This window comes from Providencia sp. PROV200, from assembly GCF_049901995.1.
GTDB classification, from domain to species: Bacteria; Pseudomonadota; Gammaproteobacteria; order Enterobacterales; family Enterobacteriaceae; genus Providencia; species Providencia rettgeri_E.
On sequence record NZ_CP096307.1, the window covers coordinates 2,472,817 to 2,493,108 of the forward strand.

Here is a 20,292-nt window from a genome sequence, read left to right on the forward strand (position 1 = left end):
CCATTTGGGGTTCTTTGTTTAGTAATCCCACATTATCCTGCATCGATACAGTGACAGGAAATCAGATAATGATGGCATACTTTAGCGCAAAATAAGACGGATAAATAATATGATTGACACGACAATGATCCGCATCCTTGGTGCGTTTTTCTACTACCCTCCGCAATCGGACACGCTACGAAACGTCTACCCTGTTTTGAGTGAAATTCCACAATTACACACATGGGAAAATCCAGAACAAATTCAGGCGCTTTGTACTGCCTTGTCACAAACACAACCTGATGATATCTCGTATGATTATTCTATCTTATTTGAAGGACAAGGTAGTATGCCAGCGCCTCCATGGGGATCTGTGTATCAAGAACATGATAATTCTGTTATGGGAGAGTCAACGGCTGCTTATCGCCACTTTTTGCAAACCAAGGGGTTAGTGACTGATACCGGACTTCGTGAGCCTGAAGACCAATTTGGCTTAATGATGATGGCTGTTTCTGCTTTAGCGGAACAAGAAGACGACAGTGCCATTATAACGCTATTTGAACAACATTTATTACCTTGGGCTTATCGTTATTTGAAACTGGTGCAGGAAAGTAAAACTGAGACAGCCTTTTACCCTAACCTTGCGCAGATCACTGAAATTTACCTCAAATCACTACAGTCAGAATTAGCGTTATCGCCAATCGATACTGAGTTATTTCGTTAAATGAAAAACGAAACCAAATGAGCTTATTAAGCAGTAATATGGGCTCATTTGGTTTTCACCTAAAATGAAGAATTTGGCTCTTGTAAAAATGCAATTTCTTCTTGTGTCGATGGCCGACCTAAAATTTCATTACGGTGTGGATAGCGACCAAATTTGTCAATAATCGCTTTATGTCGCATTTCATAATCTAATGTGCTGTCATCACCCAGCATGCGAAAAAGTTCAACAGCCTGTAAATGAATAAAACTGGATTCAGAATGCATAAATGGCATTAAAACAAACTTGCGCTGTGATAACGTCAATAGGTTATAATCATGCTGTTTGATCGCTTCTTGCGCGAGAGCTAAAGCCATTCCATCTTGAGCAAAAGACTTTGGCGTATCGCGCCATAGGTTACGAGAAAACTGGTCTAGAACAATAATTTCTGCTAAACGTCCACGAATAGATGCACGCCAATACGCTAATTCGCCCTTAGCTGCACGTTCACAAACATGAGCAAATCGCTGTGCTATCGTTAAATCAAATTTAGCGCTTTTTTCAAACCATTGTTTTGGCGTCGATTCCTCAAACCAAAATGAAAGCACTTCTTCCATGGCAGTCATGATGTATTCCTATCAATTTTCTTATTAGAGGTTGTCATAATCCTAGATAAAATTCGCCTTAATTGACAGGCTTGAGCTCTAATATCGGTTATTTGTAGATAATTATTTTATTTTTTTGCGATCTGACGCCAAAAAACACTCGATATCGTTAGGGGAATTTTAACTATATACCGCGTTATTTGTTACCAAATCATGTGGTTCCTATTTATAATAATTCGCAACTGTTTAATTCATAACGATTTGCTTTTTAGTGTGAATAAAAGAATTCCCCATGACTAAATACATACATTTGGTTAACTCAATGTTAGAATTTAACTTATAATGCGTATGTAAATTACGATAGCTACTTACAGTCATCACTTTTCAGCGGTTCATATTGATTCTTATTAAGGAAGGCAATGTAAATGGCAGGACATATGGTACTCATTGGTTGGGCGTTATGGGTGAGTCCTTGTGGCTCAGATTCATGCGATGCGTTACCTGTGACTGAAACTATTTTCACACAAGAACAATGTATTAGCCGAAAAGACTACCTAGAATCAAAACGTCCAAATCTCTATTTTCTATGTGGTGAAGTCTACCGCGATAGCAATGAAATAACTGCTGAAGAAAAACATGCTATTCCTGCACCTCATCTTCCTCTAAGAACATTGCCTGAACGGCTTTCCCGTTAGTTTGAGCTAATTCCTTTAGCTCAAACTTAAGCCGACTAAACTAAATAATTTCAGCTATTGGGCTCTCCGCTTCAACGAAATCCCCTTTAGTCGCACAATGTTTCAACGTTCCTGCACGGTGTGCAACAATTTGAACTTCCATTTTCATCGCCTCCATGACACCAATTATATCCCCTTCTGAAACATTATTTCCATGAGGGATCAGCCAGTTAAATAATAGCCCAGAGATGGGGGCATTAACGGCATCTGGGTTATGGATGATTTGAGGGGCTGAATGGGTTGCAGCTGAATTATTGACTGAAAAGCCAGAAAACAGTTGTGTGGGTAAACCCAATTCGCAACGCTTTCCATCGATTTCAATAAAAGTGCGTGTTATTTCAGCAGCCGATAATGGAATTTGCCGTTTTGCGGGTGGAATTTCCACATTAAATTCAGTCTCTATCCAACGCGTATGTACGCTAAAATCCTCACAAAAATCAGCTTGTTCCATTACCGCACGATGGAATGGTAATACGGAGGCAACACCTTCAATGTTAAATTCAGCCAAAGCACGACGTGCACGCGAAATGGCTTGCTCTCGTGTACTCCCCACAACAATTAATTTCGCCATTAACGAGTCAAAAGTGCCTGGTATTGTTGTCCCCGCTGTTACTCCACTATCGACACGAACCCCCGGCCCTGTTGGCGCATCAAAAACCGTAATAGTGCCGGGTGTCGGTAAAAAACCATTTCCAGCATCTTCAGCATTAATACGAAACTCAAATGCATGCCCTCGAGGAGTCGGCATCTCATTAATACTTAAAGGTAAGCCTTCTGCAATTCGCAATTGCTCAATCACTAAGTCGATACCTGCGGTTTCCTCTGTGACTGGGTGTTCGACTTGTAAGCGTGTGTTGACTTCTAGAAATGACAACGTGCCATCTTGGCTTAGCAAAAACTCCACAGTTCCTGCTCCTACATAGCCCGCTTTGCGGCAAATATCCGTTGAAGCTTGAATGATTTGCTGCTGTTGCTTCTCAGATAAAAAAGGGGCTGGTGACTCTTCAACCAATTTTTGATTGCGCCGCTGTAATGAACAGTCACGTGTCCCCACCACCAGCACATTGCCATGTGTATCTGCAATAACTTGTGCTTCAATGTGCCGAGGGTTATGCAAAAATTGTTCAATAAAGCATTCGCCACGACCAAAAGCGGCAGTTGCTTCACGCACAGCTGAATGATAAAGCTCTTCAACTTCATGGAGTTGCCATGCAACTTTTAGCCCTCTGCCACCACCACCAAATGCCGCTTTAATTGCAATAGGTAGGCCATGTTGATGTGCAAATTCGAGTACTTCCTGTGCATTCTTCACTGGGTCTTTTGTTCCGACCACTAACGGTGCGCCAACTTGCATTGCAATATGACGGGCTTGAACCTTATCGCCTAATACATCAATGCTGTTTGCACTCGGTCCAATCCAAATTAACCCTGCAGCCTCTACCGCACGCGCAAACTCAGCCCGTTCAGATAAAAAACCATACCCTGGGTGCACCATGGTTGAACCTGACTGTTGAGCGATACTAATCAGCTTTTCAATATTCAAATAACTTTCTGCTGGCGAATTTCCGCCAAGCCCATAGGCTTCGTCCGCCATGTTGACGTGAAGAGCGTCAATATCGCTGTCCGCATAAACTGCAACAGACTGGAAACCATAATCACGACATGCACGGATAATACGAACGGCAATTTCGCCTCGATTAGCAATCAATACTTTATGTTTTTTGTTGTTATTCATTTTCATAAGCACAATGGCTCCCTTCTAATACTTTAAATTCACCGAGTGGATTAAAACGTATTTTGGCATTCACAGGAATTTGCCCCGCTAAACCCAAATGATATTCACATACCGCACCAATAACCGGATATCCCCCCGTTAGAGGGTGATCGTTGAGAAACAAAACAGGCTGGCCATTTGCGGGGACTTGAATTGCCCCAATGCAAGTTCCTTCGCTCGGTAACTCCTGTAATTGTTCGCGCTCTAACGGTTTTTCACTAAATAGTCGTAAACCTATTCGGTTTGATGATGCGGTGACTTGCCATAATTGATTCGTTAGTTGCTCAACGGCTTGTTTTGTAAACCAATCTGTTCGAGGCCCTAATACCACATCCAAAACCACTACATCACTTTCTGCTGGGTACTCAAAAGCCGGCGCCTCATTTAATGAAACGGCTAATGGAGATGAATAGCCGTTAACCGTGAGTGTTTGGCCCGCCGTGATTGGAGTTGGGCCAACTTGCGCTAATGTATCAAACGAGCAGCTCGATAAAATAGGTTCTATGTTAAAACCACCCCGCACAGCAAGATAGCTACGAACTCCTTTGCTCGGACGGCTCAATTTTATGGTGTCGCCCTTCGCTAAATGAATCGGTTGATAAGTGTCAACTTGATATTGCTGGTTTTCTGCTGTGATAACCTCAATGGCACAAGGCGCTCCAGTTACTGCAACAATGAGGTCTTTGTGAACTTGCGCCTTAAACCCACCTTGCGTTATCTCTAAAACGGCGGAATCTGATTTATTCCCCACAATACGGTTTGCACTACGTAATGCCGATTTATCCATACCGCCTGACTCAGAGATCCCCAAGGCCGATTGGCCTATACGCCCTAAATCTTGAAATAAAACCTGTAATCCTGTCGTTAAAACCGTCAAATCCGCGACTGAATGCTCAGGTTTTGTTTCGATTTCCGCTTTCTCTGGCAAGCTATAGCTAATTTGGCTTTTTGCGGCATCAACAAAGTTGACCCGCATGCCTGCTTGGACGAGTGCAGGTTCAGGTCGATTGATATCCCACATTAATAGTTCAGTCACACCAATTAACTGCCATCCCCCGGGGCTAGCTTGTGGGTAAACACTGCTAAACTCCCCAGCTAATGCAACAGAACCCGCAGGAATACGCACCCTTGGCGATTGGCGTCTTGGGACATTCAGATTAGCGCCTTTCGAAACCATGTAACCAAAACCCGGGGCAAAACCGCTAAATGCAACCTGAAATTCATTTTCTGTATGACGACGTATCACTTCCGCAGTGGATATCCCTAAATGTGCTGCAACATCGGGTAAATCCTCGCCAATATAATGAACAGGGATCGTGACCAATTTACTGGCCTTGCCGACGAGCTTCGACACATCCCTAATAGATATCTTTTCAACTAAATCATTCACATCTGCCTTGATCGGGTTATAGCGAATTAAAATCGTCCTCGCTGCTGGCGTTATTTCGTCAATCCCATAAATTGGCATTTCTGTTAAGGAATCAGTCAATGCCATTGTTTGTTCAAGACTTTCCAACTCAACCATAAAAGCACTTAAATTGACGGGTAAAAATCTCAATTGGCACCTCTATATGTGATATGCGGCATCAGGTACATCCGTAATAAACATGTAACCCGGTGCGTGACTTAATGCAAAAGGAACTCCAGATTTCATTACTGCAGCTTGAGGTGTGACGCCACAAGCCCAAAAAACGGGAATTTCGCCCTCTTCAATGCGAACCGCATCACCGAAATCAGGCTGCATAATATCCGTAATACCTAGTTGTTCTGGCGCGCCAATATGAACAGGTGTGCCATGCACGGCAGGGAACCTACCCGTAATACTCACTGCGTCAGCCACACGATTTGCTGGTATGGGGCGCATTGAAACCACTAGTTCGCCTTGTAAACGCCCTGCTGGGCGACAAAGGCGATTGGTCTTATACATCGGAACATTCGATTTATCCGTGATATGCCGTACATCAATACCTGCTTCTATCATTGGTGTTTCGAATGTAAAGCTACAACCAATTAAAAAAGTGACTAAATCAGGATGTTGTTGATAGATTACTGTCGCATCCGTAATTTCATCAATTAATTGTCCTTTTTCCCAAACACGGTAACGTGGAATGTCCGTGCGTAAATCGGCACCTTCCGCTAAGACCGTTTGCCAGCTCCCCGCTTCACATACGTCTAGAACAGGGCAGCTCTTTGGATTGCGCTGAGCATACAATAAAAAATCAAATGCCCAGTCACGTGGTAATGCAATCATATTGGCTTGAGTCATGCCCGGGGCAAGGCCTGCTGTTGGTTTACTGTATCCTTCGCGGATTGCTTGTCGTGCAAGGCGAGCAGCTTCGATGGCCTGCAATGACGCTTTCATTAGCTGTGTCATTCATGGTCTCCTTTGTGGGCAAAACCATAAATTTCAATACCTTGTTGCTCTAAGATGACTCGCACCTGTTTTGCCATTTCAAGGGCCCCCGGGCTATCCCCATGAACACAAATCGACCCAGCATCAACAGGTGTAAATTTTCCATCAATTGACATCACACCGCCTTCCATAACCAGCTGTAACATACGGCCTGCGACTACCTGCGGGTCATGTAATACTGAACCGGCTAATTTTCGGGATACCAATGTGCCATCGCTGTTATATGCGCGATCAGCGAAGGCTTCGGCAACGACACTTAGCCCACTGTCTCGTGCCCACTCAATTATCGGGGCTCCAGCTAATGCAACTAATATCAGTCGTTTATCAATGGATAATATTGCATCAATCACGGCCATTGCTTGGCGCTTATCATGAGCAATCGTGTTATACAGTGCACCATGAGGTTTAACATATAAAACTTGTGTCCCTGCTGCGGTTGCTAAGCCTTGTAATGCACCAATTTGATAAATCACGTCTGCGGTTAATTCATTCGATGCAATATCCATATTACGTCGACCAAAGCCGACTAAATCGGGATAGCCCACATGTGCACCAACAGCAACCCCATTTTCTTTTGCGGCTTTCAGGGTTTTTAATATCCCTTCTGGTGAACCCGCATGGAAGCCACAAGCGATATTCGCACTGCTAACAACAGGAAGAATGTCGCTATCATTGCCCATTTCCCATTGTCCAAAACTTTCCCCAAGGTCACTGTTTAAATCAATTTGCTTTTTCATTGTCACTCCTTGAGTTATTTCAGATAATTAAAGATGGCACCGACAGACATCACCCCCATATACCAAGTGAGTGCACACGTCACAACACCAGACCATAGTAACCAACGCGGATAATGATAACCCGACATTAAATCTGAACGTTTCCAGCCAATATAAACAAATAAAGTTAAGCCAATCGGTAAAATTAACCCATTGAAGCCACCGGCAAAAACCAATAATGCCGCAGGAACCGTTCCCATGAATAAATAGACAACCAGAGAAACTGCAATGAATAAGATGGTTGCGACATTACGTTGTCTTTCTGTAATAGAAGACTTAAATGCCGTTAAGAAACTCATTGAGGTATACGCCGCACCAATTACACTGGTGAGTGCCGCAGCCCATAGGATTAAACCAAAGATACGTAAACCAAAATTACCTGCGGCAGCCTGAAATGCTTGAGATGCAGGGTTGGCCGCATGACCCGAAATATCAATAGTTACACCACTTGCGACGACGCCTAAGATAGCCAAGAATAAAATATACCGCATCAGCCCAACAACGAGGATGCCTTTTGTGGCAGCGCTAGAGACAATTTTAATATTTTCAATACCAACAGCGCCTTTATCTAATAAACGATGAGCGCCTGCATAACAGATATATCCCCCGACAGTACCCCCAACAATGGTGGTTATCATGGCAAAATCAACTGTGTCAGGTAATACGCTTTGGCGTAATGCTTCCCCAACAGGAGGATTTGATGCGATAGCGACAAATAAAGTTAAGCCGATCATCACGACACCTAAGCCAATAATTAACCGGTCAATAAACGTACTGGCCTTGCGAGAGGAAAATATATAAATTGCTAATAATGCGCTAATCAAACCTCCCCATTTAGGATCTAAGCCGACTAAGGCATTAAGCCCTAACCCTGCACCTGCAATATTACCAATATTAAAAATTAACCCGCCAAAAATAACTAATATCGCTAATAAATAACCACTCCCAGGAATTGTGGCATTCGCAATTTCTGATGAGTGCATTTTAGTCAGGGTAACAACCCGCCATATGTTCTGCTGAACAATGAAGTCAATCACAATAGACGCTAAAATTCCGAAGGCAAAAGCAGCCCCTAATGTCACGGTAAAAGTCGCAGTTTGAGTGATAAACCCAGGCCCAATGGCTGAGGTTGCCATTAAAAAGATTGCGCTTATCAATGATGAACGACGGCTTTTCACATATTCAGCAGTAGTTGGTGCACTTTCTTGAGCTGCCATGTGCATACTCCTCTAATAGTTATTGTTTTAATTATTGATGTGGTTGTTGATGTCATAATCACTAAGGCAATTATCGTACCATTGTTCTACTTGTTAACTATATTGTTAATTCATTTTTAATGAATTGTTGAACAATTAGTATTGAATGATGAATAAACAATCAATAGAAATCGTAATTGGTCGTTTAAAAATCAAGACGAGATCACTTTTTTAACAATTTTGGCTCACCGGCCATATCACTTACCTAGCAAATTGCACCAAATTGATGCAATAAATTTTAATTTCACTATTCTTGTGCAAATACAAGGAGGGAATGTGGTAAGGAGAAATGAAACTTGCTGCTATAATTTGAATATGTGAATATAACGGCTTATTGCCCCTGAGACTAAAATTCGCCTTTATTATGAAAAAACAACCTGTTGTCCAAACTTTATCTGTTTCTATTGCGGAAGTTATACGTCATAAGATAACCATTGGGGAAATAACACCAGGTCAACGCTTATCTGAAGCGGCATTAAGTGAAGAACTCGATATTTCTCGAAATACATTACGGGAAGTATTTCGCGTACTCACGCAGGAAGGTTTATTAACTTATGCCCCAAATAAGGGCGTATTTGTCTCAGTACCAGACATGGCTGCCATTATCGATATTTATCAAGTTCGCCGACTTATTGAATGTGATGCACTAATGCATGCATATGCCTTACATCCATCAGTTCAAAAAATGAAAGATGCAGTTCAAGAAGCTCGAGAGCATGAAAAGACAGAGAACTGGGTGGGGGTAGGGACTGCAAATATGAAATTTCACACGGCCATTGTCGAATTATCTGACAGCGAACGCCTAATTAAATTATACCGTAATGTGTCTGCTGAATTACGGTTGGCCTTTGGCCACCTCAATGACCCTAAAATTTTATATGCACCCTATATTGATAAAAACTACTCTATTCTTAATTTATTAGATTCTGGCCAGAATATAGATGCGGCCAATATGTTACGTAGTTACTTAGATCTCTCTGAACGTACACTACTCGCAGCATTTAAACGAAAACAATCTGCTCTTTAAGTTGTTTGACGTTTTATTTTTTTTGTTTAACTCGCCTACTCCTCACTAATTTCATTATATAAATTAGAATGAGAATCATTTATTGAAATCCTTTAGTATCTCAATACTATCTATTAATCTAGCCAGATTTAATTTTAATTAAATCTAATACTTTAAATATAAAATCACATTCAATCGCTTATTCGATAAAAATAAAGTGTTGTTGTCTGTTTCTCATTTAATCCGCCTTTGTTTACAAAAACAAACAATATAAAAACCATATCATTAATATTTTTGGAATATTTATCAGACTTACCTTTGGTAACATTTAGAAATTAAAAATCACTCAATCATTCACATTTAATCCAAAAGTTTTACATACATCGCCATTTATCGCTTTATTTTTAACATTATAAACATATTTACATCGATCACTCGTTGAAATTACTCAAATTTATCGAGTTAATAGTTGTAGTTTTACCGAATATTCGATATAAAATTTATGATAACAAAAAACAAATACATTAAAATTATTAATATAAATGAGATTTAATTATGACATTAAACCAAGTGACTAAAAAGAAGCCGTTTAAATTTGGCCTAGGATGGCAAATATTACTTGCTCTTATTTTAGGTGTTATTGCTGGGGCGCTTTTACATGATAATTCAGAGTATAAAGACTGGTTAATTTTAAATATTCTTTCCCCAGCCGGTAAAATATTTATTCAATTAATCAAAATGATTGTTGTTCCTATCGTTATATCAACGTTAATTGTTGGGATCGCAGGGGTTGGTAATACCAAGCAACTCGGTTCTCTCGGTTTTAAAACTATCCTTTATTTTGAAATTATTACTACAATTGCCATTATCGTTGGCATTTCTTTTGCCAATATATTCCAACCGGGTGTTGGTATCGATATGTCGCAATTAACACAAGTCGATATCTCACAATATGAAAAAACCACTCAAGAAGTTGAAAGCCACCCTTCAGGGATCATTAATACGATCTTAACTTTAGTACCAAGTAATATTTTCGCTGCTATGGCAAGTGGTGACATGCTGCCTGTCATCTTTTTTGCTGTATTATTTGGTTTGGGGCTTTCTTCTTTACCTTCTGAGAAAAAACAACCATTACTCAGTGTACTACAGACTTTCTCTGAAACCATGTTCCGTGTGACAAACATGATTATGATGTATGCTCCAATCGGGGTTTTTGCACTAATATCCGTTACCGTCGCTAACTTTGGTTTCTCATCTTTAGTGCCTTTGTTGAAACTTGTTATACTTGTCCATTGTGCAATTATATTTTTTGCTGTGGTTGTATTAGGATTAGTCGCCCGTTATTGTCGAATAAATATTTTCACTTTAATGATGATATTGAAAGATGAGTTATTACTCGCCTATTCAACAGCCAGCTCTGAAACTGTGCTTCCTCGTATTATGGATAAAATGGAAAAATATGGAGCGCCTAAATCCGTAACAAGCTTTGTTATTCCAATCGGTTATTCATTTAATTTAGATGGCTCAACATTGTACCAAAGTATTGCCGCTATTTTTATTGCCCAACTCTATGGTATCGAACTCTCTATTGGACAAGAACTTATCCTAGTATTTACTCTTATGATCACGTCTAAAGGTATTGCGGGTGTCCCTGGCGTTTCATTTGTTGTTCTTCTTGCCACACTCGGAAGTGTAGGGATCCCACTAGAAGGGCTTGCATTCATCGCAGGTGTAGACCGAATTTTAGATATGGCACGCACGGCACTTAATGTTGTAGGTAACGCCCTAGCCGCTCTTGTTATTGCCAAATGGGAACATAATTATGATGATAAAAAAGCTCGTGAATATGAAAAAAGTTTTTAGTTTATTCTAAAACAACTCTATACTAGAATCACTTTCGATTAATAACATTATTGAAAGTGATTCTATTTTACGCAACAAATAACCTGTTATTTTTTATTTTTAAATACTCATTATCTTAGTTATTTTTACTTATTATATGTAATGTATTTCACATTTTTTTAATATTTCATTAAGAAATTGGTATTTTATAGCCAGTGTTACTACACTATATAAGACTTTTAATTAGCCATTTTTTATTAGCTAAGCAGGAAACAATGAATCAAATAAGAAGATTTCTTTTGTTTTTAAAGGTGCTCCAACACCTAATGATAATTTTTATATTTTCATTATCATACTTTATGCTACACAGCTGGTTATAACGAGAAGCCTTACACTAAAAATAACATAATTCATTGATCAAACGAGGTAAACATCTGTTTATCTCGTTTTGTATTATACGCTAGAAAAAGCGATAAGATAAAAATGGTTATCAATAGAAAGCCTACAAGTTCTTTTTACCCCTCTATGGTACCTGACATTATAAATAAATTATAAGGCTAGTTATAGAGTGACGTTTCCCCTTCAGGCCTAGTTTTAAAACGTCTATGGGCCCAAAGGTACTGTTCAGGTGCTTTCAATATTTCGGTCTCTAAAACAGCGTTAATTATTGTTGCATCCTGTAACGCATTACAACTTGGGTATCCTATTATTTGTTTACCCAATACTAAATCATAATTCACCCCACTCTTGTTTCTCAATAATGTTACTGTGAGTGTCGGTGATTTAGATAATTGAGCAAGTATAGATGTCCCCTTTGATGTGGAGGTATTTTTAACAGAAAAGAATGGCGCAAATATCGTGCCTTTTCGTCCAAAGTCTTGGTCAGGTGCAAACCAGATGGACTTGCCGCTTTTCAATTCTTGAACCATAAATTTTAAATTTTTACGGTCAATCATTCCTTTGCCAGAACGGCACCGCCCCTTTGTTTGAATATATTCCATAGCTTTATTATTATGAGGCCGATACATTGCATTAACTGGGAAACAAAGGCCCATAATCCGTCCACCTAACTCAAGTGACATAAAATGGACCCCAACGATAATTACACCTTTATTTTTCCCAATCGCATCTAAATAATTAGACATTCCTTTTACTTGAAATAATTTTTTAACTTTTTTATCGCTCCAGAACCAGGCTATCCCTGTCTCAAATAATGCGATACCTAAAGATTTTAGGTTGTCATTTACCAGAGTATCTATTTCATTTTTATTTTTATTTGGAAAACATAACTCTAAATTTTGTTTAATTATTGATACTCTTCTCTTAATAAAATACCGTGAATTACTACCTAGAAAAGCACCAAGCCACATTTGCCATTTATAAGGTAATTGAACTAATAAAAATAAGATAAAAACCCCCACCCATGTTACTAAGTACTTTGGATGGACCAATTTCCGTGAAAATGGGTTTTTGGCGTACATTATATCTCCCAATACTTCGCCTTTGCAGAATGCACGCTATTTTAGACAGTATTTAGTCTTTGAAATTCAACATGATTACTACAACAAGATGGGCTTTCGCCCACAACTATCTGAATATCCTTACAATGTATCTTCCATTTGAGGAGATAACAGTCGGATAACCTTTTCCAAGCAGTTAAGCAATATTTTAATTTTTAGTATGGCCAATAAATAGCACTGTGAAGTCCATTTTCCCTTCTTCAGAACTGTGTATCGGTTAAGCTAAAACGTAATCACTTCAACAGTAAAGAACAGACAAAATTATCACATATATCGCTTAATTAATCTCACTATTAATATGTACTTTTGTCATTTTGCGACTTTTTTTGCTGATTTTTGTCAATTTAATCGTTATTTCTTTATTGGCACTTTCAAGAGTGCCACCATAATCACCGATGGAAAGAAAAATTGATGTTCTTCTTCTGCATAATGATATCTAAAATATGTCCCACCAGCGACCCAAAATAGTTAAATGATAAGAATTACAGGTAATAGCCTGACCACCCCAAGAGCAGTCTAAATTAGGTTAATCAATCTGGTTTTCTACCATTTGCGTCAATCAACTTCCAGAACCCGTTATTGTATTGAAATGTCATTGTGAATTGATTATTAACCATCTCAGACCAGTAATCCAATATGATGGTGTCTTCTTCAATATAAATAACGCTTAAATGATGAGGGAAGTCAGGCTCATTAGTGCGACTATAAAAGTATCGTTGAACTTGGTTATCAAAGTCTGGAATCGCTCTACTAATTTCTACTATAAAGCCTTTTAAGTTATCAAAGTTAGCTATTTGCTCAGGCTCTAGTCCAATAATAATGTCGTGCTTTGGAGATACATTAACCTCATCACCACTGAGAATGACATCACCTAGCGTTGTAATAAAATCCTCGACCTGATACCTGTTGATTCTTTTCATCTCTTCACTCCCTCAATGAGTTTCAATAATGTTAGCTTAGCGGGGGGCAAATTCTATTTGTCATCTAGTTTATAAGAGGTGTAACCAGAAGATCAATTTACTACACAAAAACAAAAAGAAAAAACCCGCTACATCAATGAGATGTAGCGGGTTCTTATTTGGTGCCGGCTACCGGAGTCGAACTGGTGACCTACTGATTACAAGTCAGTTGCTCTACCAACTGAGCTAAGCCGGCGAATATGGCGGAGAGATAGAGATTCGAACTCTAGGATGGTTGCCCATCGGCGGTTTTCAAGACCGCTGCCTTCGACCGCTCGGCCATCTCTCCATGGGGCGCGATTATGGAGGAATCCCACCAACTTGTCTACCCCTGAAAGTAAAAAAATTGATTTTTTTACTTCGTTTGGCTAATCTTCACTCAATTGTTCTCTATTTTCCAATAAAAATGGTAATATCTGTGCAAAATCGGTGTCTATCCTTTCTCTAGGCGTATGATTTTTAACCTAATACTACTTTGCCGATGGGACGACTTGCCACAGTATGTACAAACAATCATTATTAAAACCGAGCACGCTTTTTCGTATCTTTGCCGCATTTATTCTGTTGCTAATTGTGATGCTCTGTTTATCACTCTTTAATTACTACCAAGCATTGGTTCAAAGCCGTCAAACCAGCTTAAACAGCATGGCCAGTCGGTTAGCATATCAAATCGAAGATTATCGTTATCAAGCGAGCCATATCTACAAAATTGCCAATGACAAATCTTCAGTCCCCCCTACCGATAACCTTGCTGTGACAGGTATCCGTCATGATATTTTTTGGCTAAGTAGTGCGAATCAATCCATTGATGCCATTGTATTCGGTAATAATAAGCAAAGTAATAATGTTTTAGCCTCTAAACTTGCAAATTATATGGAGATTGTGTGGGGAGCCCGTAACGAATATAACTCGATGTATTATCTCAATGGATTGGACAACACCTTAGTTTTAGTGACCACCCATTCAATTCTTAAACCTGAGCTCCGTTTTAAAGAAAGTTATCTCACATTAACAGCTGAAGAAAAGCGTGCTGATATGTTGACCCAATCAACATTGTTAGATCGACGGGAAATAATTTCTAATATTCAAAAATACTCTCCCGATAACCTTTTCTACTATACTTATCGGCTAATGTTCAATTCACCGGGGCAGTTAACTAGCGTTATATCCTTTGATATTTCTATCAATTCACTGATCCCTCCAAGTTTAAATGGGAATTTTTTTACGATTAATGCGCGCCCTTCAAGTACGGGAAGCAATGAATCACATTCAACTTGGTCTGGGACCAACCTCATTTTCTCCCACCCTATTGATGGCACTGGATATCAGCTTTACTACCATGTTTCATTAAAAAGTATTATTTTTAATGTTATTAGTTATAACTTATGGCTAATGACAGGCATGCTTATCATGATCTTATTCGCTTTACTGATCATGATTTTTATTCGTAAGCGCCTTATTTCACCCAATACCAATATGTTGCAAGAGCTGAGTTTTAATGCCTCACTGACTAGCGACATTATCAGTCATATTTCATATGGCATTTTAGTTTATGACTTTAACACTAACAAAAAGATCCTGAGCAATGACATTGCTAACCAACTATTACCTTCGATGGATCTTGTTCACATTAAAGAAATGGCGATGGAACACCATGATGTGATTCAAGTTTCTATCGAGAATATTGTATATGAAGTTATACTTGTCGATAACATGTCAAAATCAAACACTGCGCTCTTTATTATTATGGACAAAGATAAAGAGGCGTTGACACAAAAACGCCAAGAACTTGCTAATCGCGAATACAAAAAAAACATTCACATGCGCAAGGTAGTATTTGAGAATATGTGCAGTGAAATATTACCCTCATTAATTAAAGTGGACAATCAATTAGCTAGATTAGCTGAAATAACCGATATAAATAACCGTGGATTTATTTTAAAAATTGAAAATCAGCTTTTCCTTATCAATCGTTGGTTTCAAAATATTAGCTTATTAAATCAGCTAGAGTCCCAAGCTGAACCTATAAAAACTGAGAATGTTTCTATCAGTAACTTAGTTAGCCAATTTTTGAAGCAAAATCTATCCCAGTGTAATAACAAAGGGTTATCGCTTTATTTTCATAATAACGTTAATCCAGATTCACTTATCGTGGCAAATCCAGATTATTTAACGCAGTTAATACAACTTATTTGGGATTATTCTATTGCTACAACCTCTTTTGGAAAAATTTCATTCACGCTATCTTATGACCCCAGTAAAAATGTAATCCTGTTGAGCATAAAAGACAGTGGAACGGGAGTCAGTAACCAAGAACTGAGTAATTTACAAAGCCCCTTTACTGGGCAAATATTGAACGCTTCTAACTTTACACGCTCTGGTATAACGTTTTATCTATGTAAGTTACTGGTCAAAAAAATGAATGGTGTTTTTTCTATTCGCTCAAGTGATGCAATCGGGACTCATTATGAAATTACGCTTCCAGCAGCCAAGGAGATGCTCATTAATGACTACCCCGCTTTATTGGAAGATATTTGTATTCGCTTAAATATACATAATGCGGATATCTCTCGGATTGTGAGGAACATACTCACAAATTATGGCGCGGAATATTTGGATTTAAGTGAGAGTTCTCCCCATACTAACTGGGATCTTTTGATAACTGATAATAATGAGGAATGTTTTGAAAATATTGTTAAAGTGAATGGCTCTCTATCTGGAATCAATCAATTACAACCTCATTACATTGAAGCTAACTATAATTTTGCTGATGAATTAATTGATGCTATCTCATTGCTGATCGAAAATGCAGGTGATGAACATGACCATTATGGTAATTTGATTTCACACCATGTTGATACTCAAGTGCTTTCACAGAGCTCGAATGAATCAATAGAAAATGCAATTGTAAGTTATCAATTATCACTAGCAAATAGTGGATATCGAGATTTGTTTATCACAACAGTACCGATAGATATTAATAAACTGTATAATAGTGAAAGTGTTGAGGATTTGACCGAATTGAAAAACACTGCACATCGTTTAAAAGGAGTTTTTGCTATGCTCGAATTTACTTATCTTCATACGCTTTGTGAAGATTTAGAGCGTTACATAGCAGATGAAAACGGATTGGAAATAAAAAATTGCATTAGCATGCTGGATAATTCAGTCAAAAAACTAATGCCAGAAGGTAACCAATAATATGAATAACCTAAATGTCATTGTTGCCGATGATCACCCTATCGTTCTTTTCGGCATCAGAAAATCACTTGAACAAATTGAATGGGTGAATATCGTAGGGGAATTTGAGGACTCAACTTCTTTGATTAATAACTTAGCACGTTTAAATGCAGATGTGCTAGTTACTGATTTATCAATGCCAGGTGATAAATATGGTGATGGTATAACTTTAATCAAATACATCAAACGGCATTATCCTGACCTATCAATTATTGTTCTTACAATGAATAATAATCCAGCCATTCTTAGCGCGATCTTAGAGTTGGATATTGAAGGGATTGTGCTCAAACAAGGTGCACCGGCTGATTTACCTAAAGCGTTAGCGGCTTTACAAAAAGGTAAAAAATTCACACCAGAAAGCGTGAGCAAACTGCTGGAAAAAGTCAATGCAAGCGGCTATGGTGACAAACGTTTATCACCAAAAGAAAGTGAAGTGCTACGTTTGTTTGCTGAAGGTTTCCTAGTCACTGAAATTGCCAAAAAACTTAACCGCAGTATAAAAACAATTAGTAGCCAGAAAAAATCAGCCATGCTGAAATTAGGCGTTGAAAATGATATAGCGCTACTGAATTACCTTTCTTCCGTCAGTATTGATAACTCGCCTTCAGAGTGATCTTATTTCAACTACAAGACTACACCAATAAAAACCCAGCTATGGGTTTTTATTTTTGCCTTTATTTTTCAGCCACTTTCAACAATAACGAGTCAAGGTCTCACGTAAAATTGCAATTGTTGTCGGTTTTGATAAACAATCATTCATTCCTGCATTAATACAACGTTGTTTTTCTTCTGCCATTGCATTAGCAGTTAATGCGATAATTGGTAAGTTAAACGTTAAACGCCGTAGCTCTTTTGCCAACTGGTAACCATCCATATTAGGCATATTTACATCTGTTAAAATAATATCAACATGATGATTATCTAAATATTTTAATGCATCTAACCCATCTACTGCTGTGCCAGTAGTAAAACCGATAGTCGTTAATTGTTCACTCAATAATGCTCGGTTAATTGGGTGGTCATCAACAATCAATACATGACATTCACCTAACGTATGATCAGCGACCAACAGTTGATTTGTCATACTATTTTTTTGCGATTGTTCCATGGTTCTCATGATGGCTTTATCAATTAACATAGGTAATTTATCTAATTGATATGTATTATAAATCCATTGATTCTGTTTTATTTCCTGAAGCTCACCTGCATAACCACTTGATAACTGGATATGATGTTCGTAGATTATCCCCTCAACATGCTCATAATCGGTTATTAGTAAATTATATTTTTGTGTTTTATCAATTGTGCTATGGCTAACAACTGTAAATTGCTCATGACTTAACAAACGCAAGAGAAAGCTCATTAAAAATTCATTTCGACACAAAATAGCAATGCGATAACGTGCGCGATATTCTGGAATATTTTTCTTCGTATACTCTTGCCCATATAAAGGAATACGAATAGTAAATGAGCTACCAAGCCCAATTTGTGAGCTGACTTCAATATCACCATCCATGAGGTTAACCAGTTTTTCACAAATAGCTAAACCTAAACCGGTTCCTTTATGACCCAAATTATTTTGCTCATAAACTTGAAAAAATGGGTCAAATAATTGCATAACCACTGAATGGGTCATTCCAATCCCTGAATCACGGATTTCTATCTTTAAATAATTTTCATCTTTCCAAACATAAAGCAATACAAAACCGGATTCCGTAAACTTAATACTATTATTAACAATATTGGAAATCACTTGTTGTAGACGAACTGGATCATTCAAAATGAGATCAGGAATATCTGGTTCAATATAGGAATATAATGATATTTTTTTCTTAGTCACTAATGGCAAATAGTTCGCTAATACAAACGCAAAAACCTCTCGACAATTAAATAATTTACTTTCTATTTTCAATTGCTTAGATTCAATTTTTGAAAAGTCTAAAATATCACTAATAATCTGTAATAAAAGTGATGATGAATTATCCATAGTTGAAACTAAACGTGTTGCTTTCTCTGATAATTCATAACGTTGTAGTAACTCTATATTACCAATAATTCCATACAATGGCGTTCTTAATTCATGGCTAACAGTCGCCAAAAACATTGACTTAGCATGGTTAGCTTGTTCAGCTGCATCGGCCACATCTTGCAGCGATTTTTCCATTTGCACGCGAATGCTGATATCGACTAAAACACAAATAGCGACGTCTTCATTTTGATATCGTGAGTTTACAAAGCTAATTTGCAAGTGTGTACCATTGGTTGTCACTACATCAATATAGTTGCTCGTTTTCTGGCGAATAATTGTCAATATACGCTGTTTATCATCATCATTTAATAACCGAAAATAGTCATGAGCTAGTTCATTACTAAGAATATTACCGCCATCGGTTAATCTTAAGATGATGATACCCACAGGGGCTGATGCCACAATTTTATGGTTGAATTGTTCATGTTCCTCAAGCCGTATCGCAGTGTTCTCTGCGGGTTCGAGCATTTTCCTTTCAAGTAACCAAATTAAAAAGAAAATCAGTCCACCCGTAAAAATATTTAGGAGGATACCGTAAAAAATGGTGTTTTCTAAACTCGCTAATATTTCCGACGTCGCAATTGAGAAAATGACCGTAATTTGAGAAGGTGCTAACCTTTTTTTGAAGATTAATTTTGAGTAATCTGAGTTAAAACCGAAAAATGAAGGCTCAGAAATATTGAGCAGTGCTGAGTCCTTAGGGTTGATATCTATCGGCGAATATAAAACAGGCTGGTTATAATCATTAATAATCAATATTTCAATAGCTTTATTGCGGCGAATATTAAATTGATTCAAATTAATTGTACGTTCTAGCCCAATAAATGCGGGGAGCAGATTATCATGCTTAATTGCTTGAATTAAGTAAACCTGCCCATAATCCGGCTGAGCACCATGCATAATTGTAAATAATTTACGCTCTTTGCCTTGTAGCCTTAAACCTTGATAAGTTCGCACACTTTCGTAACTGACTTTTTTTAGTATTTCTATATCCGATATGGTAGAACGAATAGGATAATCCACCAGACAATAACTTTTCGAACCCACTAAAAAGACATGGTTTAAAGCTTGAGGCGCTGCAATACTCTCTTTCCAAAAATAATTTAATTGTTCAAAAGCCTGCAAATAGTTTTCAGCTTTATCCCTAAAATGATCACAATCCGTATTCGGAGTTAATTTATAGAACGAGTAATTAGAGGCATTTGGCAACTCCATAAATTTACTCGTAAAAGTATTTTCCTCTGTCGATTCTTGCAGCTTTATTTGGTACAGATCAGTCATCGACTGAATAGAATTCAGAGTCGCTGCCGTTTGCTGAATATAGACTTGTAGGTTTTCATACCCAGAATAGAACTGCTGACGAAGATCAGATTTGTATTCATTAAATTGCGAATAAAGGAAAAATAAAGTGATAAAAACACCCATGCCCCACAACATCAAGCCGAGGATACGAAATAAA

At 38.2% G+C, this 20,292-nt stretch carries 15 protein-coding genes and 2 tRNA genes; 6 read left to right on the plus strand and 11 right to left on the minus strand.

Translation table 11 applies throughout. The features are described from left to right. The first annotated feature begins 109 nt into the window (after positions 1-109). The gene (locus M1E86_RS11365) at positions 110-703 is read left to right on the plus strand and encodes a TorD/DmsD family molecular chaperone (protein ID WP_213912554.1); all 594 of its coding nucleotides are present in this window, start codon (positions 110-112) and stop codon (positions 701-703) included. A gap of 59 nt (positions 704-762) precedes the next feature. On the opposite strand, the gene M1E86_RS11370 is transcribed toward M1E86_RS11365, so the two are convergent. Next, positions 763-1,305: a DUF924 family protein gene (locus M1E86_RS11370; protein ID WP_125891255.1), complete on the minus strand. Its 543-nt coding sequence runs from the start codon at positions 1,303-1,305 to the stop codon at positions 763-765. A 404-nt stretch (positions 1,306-1,709) separates the two neighbouring features. Between M1E86_RS11370 and M1E86_RS11375 the strand changes: the two genes are divergently transcribed. Further along, the gene (locus tag M1E86_RS11375; protein WP_213912552.1) at positions 1,710-1,979 is read left to right on the plus strand and encodes a hypothetical protein; all 270 of its coding nucleotides are present in this window, start codon (positions 1,710-1,712) and stop codon (positions 1,977-1,979) included. A gap of 40 nt (positions 1,980-2,019) precedes the next feature. Here M1E86_RS11375 and M1E86_RS11380 read toward each other — a convergent pair whose 3' ends face one another. Genes M1E86_RS11380 through M1E86_RS11400 form a run of 5 tightly spaced genes read right to left on the minus strand, consistent with a single transcriptional unit; the run spans position 2,020 to position 8,198 of the window. After that, on the minus strand, positions 2,020-3,759 hold the full coding sequence (locus M1E86_RS11380) for an acetyl/propionyl/methylcrotonyl-CoA carboxylase subunit alpha (protein ID WP_213912551.1): 1,740 nt from the start codon (positions 3,757-3,759) through the stop codon (positions 2,020-2,022). Further along, a complete protein-coding gene (locus M1E86_RS11385) occupies positions 3,746-5,350 on the minus strand; it encodes a 5-oxoprolinase/urea amidolyase family protein (protein WP_213912550.1) in 1,605 nt (534 codons plus the stop codon). Before M1E86_RS11385 ends, M1E86_RS11380 begins: the two co-directional genes overlap by 14 nt. A gap of 9 nt (positions 5,351-5,359) precedes the next feature. Further along, the gene (locus M1E86_RS11390) at positions 5,360-6,166 is read right to left on the minus strand and encodes a putative hydro-lyase (RefSeq protein WP_213912549.1); all 807 of its coding nucleotides are present in this window, start codon (positions 6,164-6,166) and stop codon (positions 5,360-5,362) included. After that, complete coding sequence (locus M1E86_RS11395) at positions 6,163-6,942, minus strand: LamB/YcsF family protein (RefSeq protein WP_213912548.1); 780 nt, start codon at positions 6,940-6,942, stop codon at positions 6,163-6,165. Before M1E86_RS11395 ends, M1E86_RS11390 begins: the two co-directional genes overlap by 4 nt. A gap of 14 nt (positions 6,943-6,956) precedes the next feature. Further along, positions 6,957-8,198, minus strand: a complete 1,242-nt coding sequence (locus M1E86_RS11400) for an NRAMP family divalent metal transporter (RefSeq protein WP_426099091.1) — start codon at positions 8,196-8,198, stop codon at positions 6,957-6,959. Positions 8,199-8,601: 403 nt separating this feature from the next. Between M1E86_RS11400 and M1E86_RS11405 the strand changes: the two genes are divergently transcribed. After that, positions 8,602-9,264: a GntR family transcriptional regulator gene (locus tag M1E86_RS11405; protein WP_125891261.1), complete on the plus strand. Its 663-nt coding sequence runs from the start codon at positions 8,602-8,604 to the stop codon at positions 9,262-9,264. Between the two features lie 534 nt (positions 9,265-9,798). Beyond that, complete coding sequence (gltP, locus tag M1E86_RS11410; protein WP_125891262.1) at positions 9,799-11,106, plus strand: glutamate/aspartate:proton symporter GltP; 1,308 nt, start codon at positions 9,799-9,801, stop codon at positions 11,104-11,106. A 536-nt stretch (positions 11,107-11,642) separates the two neighbouring features. Here gltP and lpxL read toward each other — a convergent pair. The 4 genes from lpxL to M1E86_RS11430 form a co-directional block, all read right to left on the minus strand. Beyond that, on the minus strand, positions 11,643-12,566 hold the full coding sequence (gene lpxL / locus M1E86_RS11415) for an LpxL/LpxP family Kdo(2)-lipid IV(A) lauroyl/palmitoleoyl acyltransferase (protein WP_125891263.1): 924 nt from the start codon (positions 12,564-12,566) through the stop codon (positions 11,643-11,645). Positions 12,567-13,135: 569 nt separating this feature from the next. Continuing rightward, positions 13,136-13,525 (minus strand): hypothetical protein, encoded by a 390-nt coding sequence (locus M1E86_RS11420; RefSeq protein WP_213912547.1) that lies wholly within the window; start codon positions 13,523-13,525, stop codon positions 13,136-13,138. Between the two features lie 159 nt (positions 13,526-13,684). Then, positions 13,685-13,760 (minus strand) — tRNA-Thr (locus M1E86_RS11425). A 5-nt stretch (positions 13,761-13,765) separates the two neighbouring features. Further along, positions 13,766-13,853: transfer RNA gene (locus M1E86_RS11430), tRNA-Ser, on the minus strand. A 212-nt stretch (positions 13,854-14,065) separates the two neighbouring features. On the opposite strand from M1E86_RS11430, the gene rcsD reads away from it, so the two are divergent. Both rcsD and rcsB read left to right on the plus strand, forming a co-directional pair. After that, positions 14,066-16,765, plus strand: a complete 2,700-nt coding sequence (gene rcsD, locus M1E86_RS11435; protein ID WP_125891265.1) for a phosphotransferase RcsD — start codon at positions 14,066-14,068, stop codon at positions 16,763-16,765. 1 nt (position 16,766) lies between these two features. Beyond that, complete coding sequence (rcsB, locus tag M1E86_RS11440) at positions 16,767-17,417, plus strand: response regulator transcription factor RcsB (RefSeq protein ID WP_004259923.1); 651 nt, start codon at positions 16,767-16,769, stop codon at positions 17,415-17,417. A gap of 78 nt (positions 17,418-17,495) precedes the next feature. On the opposite strand, the gene rcsC is transcribed toward rcsB, so the two are convergent. After that, entirely contained in the window at positions 17,496-20,282 is a 2,787-nt protein-coding gene (rcsC, locus tag M1E86_RS11445) for a two-component system sensor histidine kinase RcsC (protein ID WP_248468452.1), read from the minus strand. Positions 20,283-20,292 lie beyond the last annotated feature (10 nt).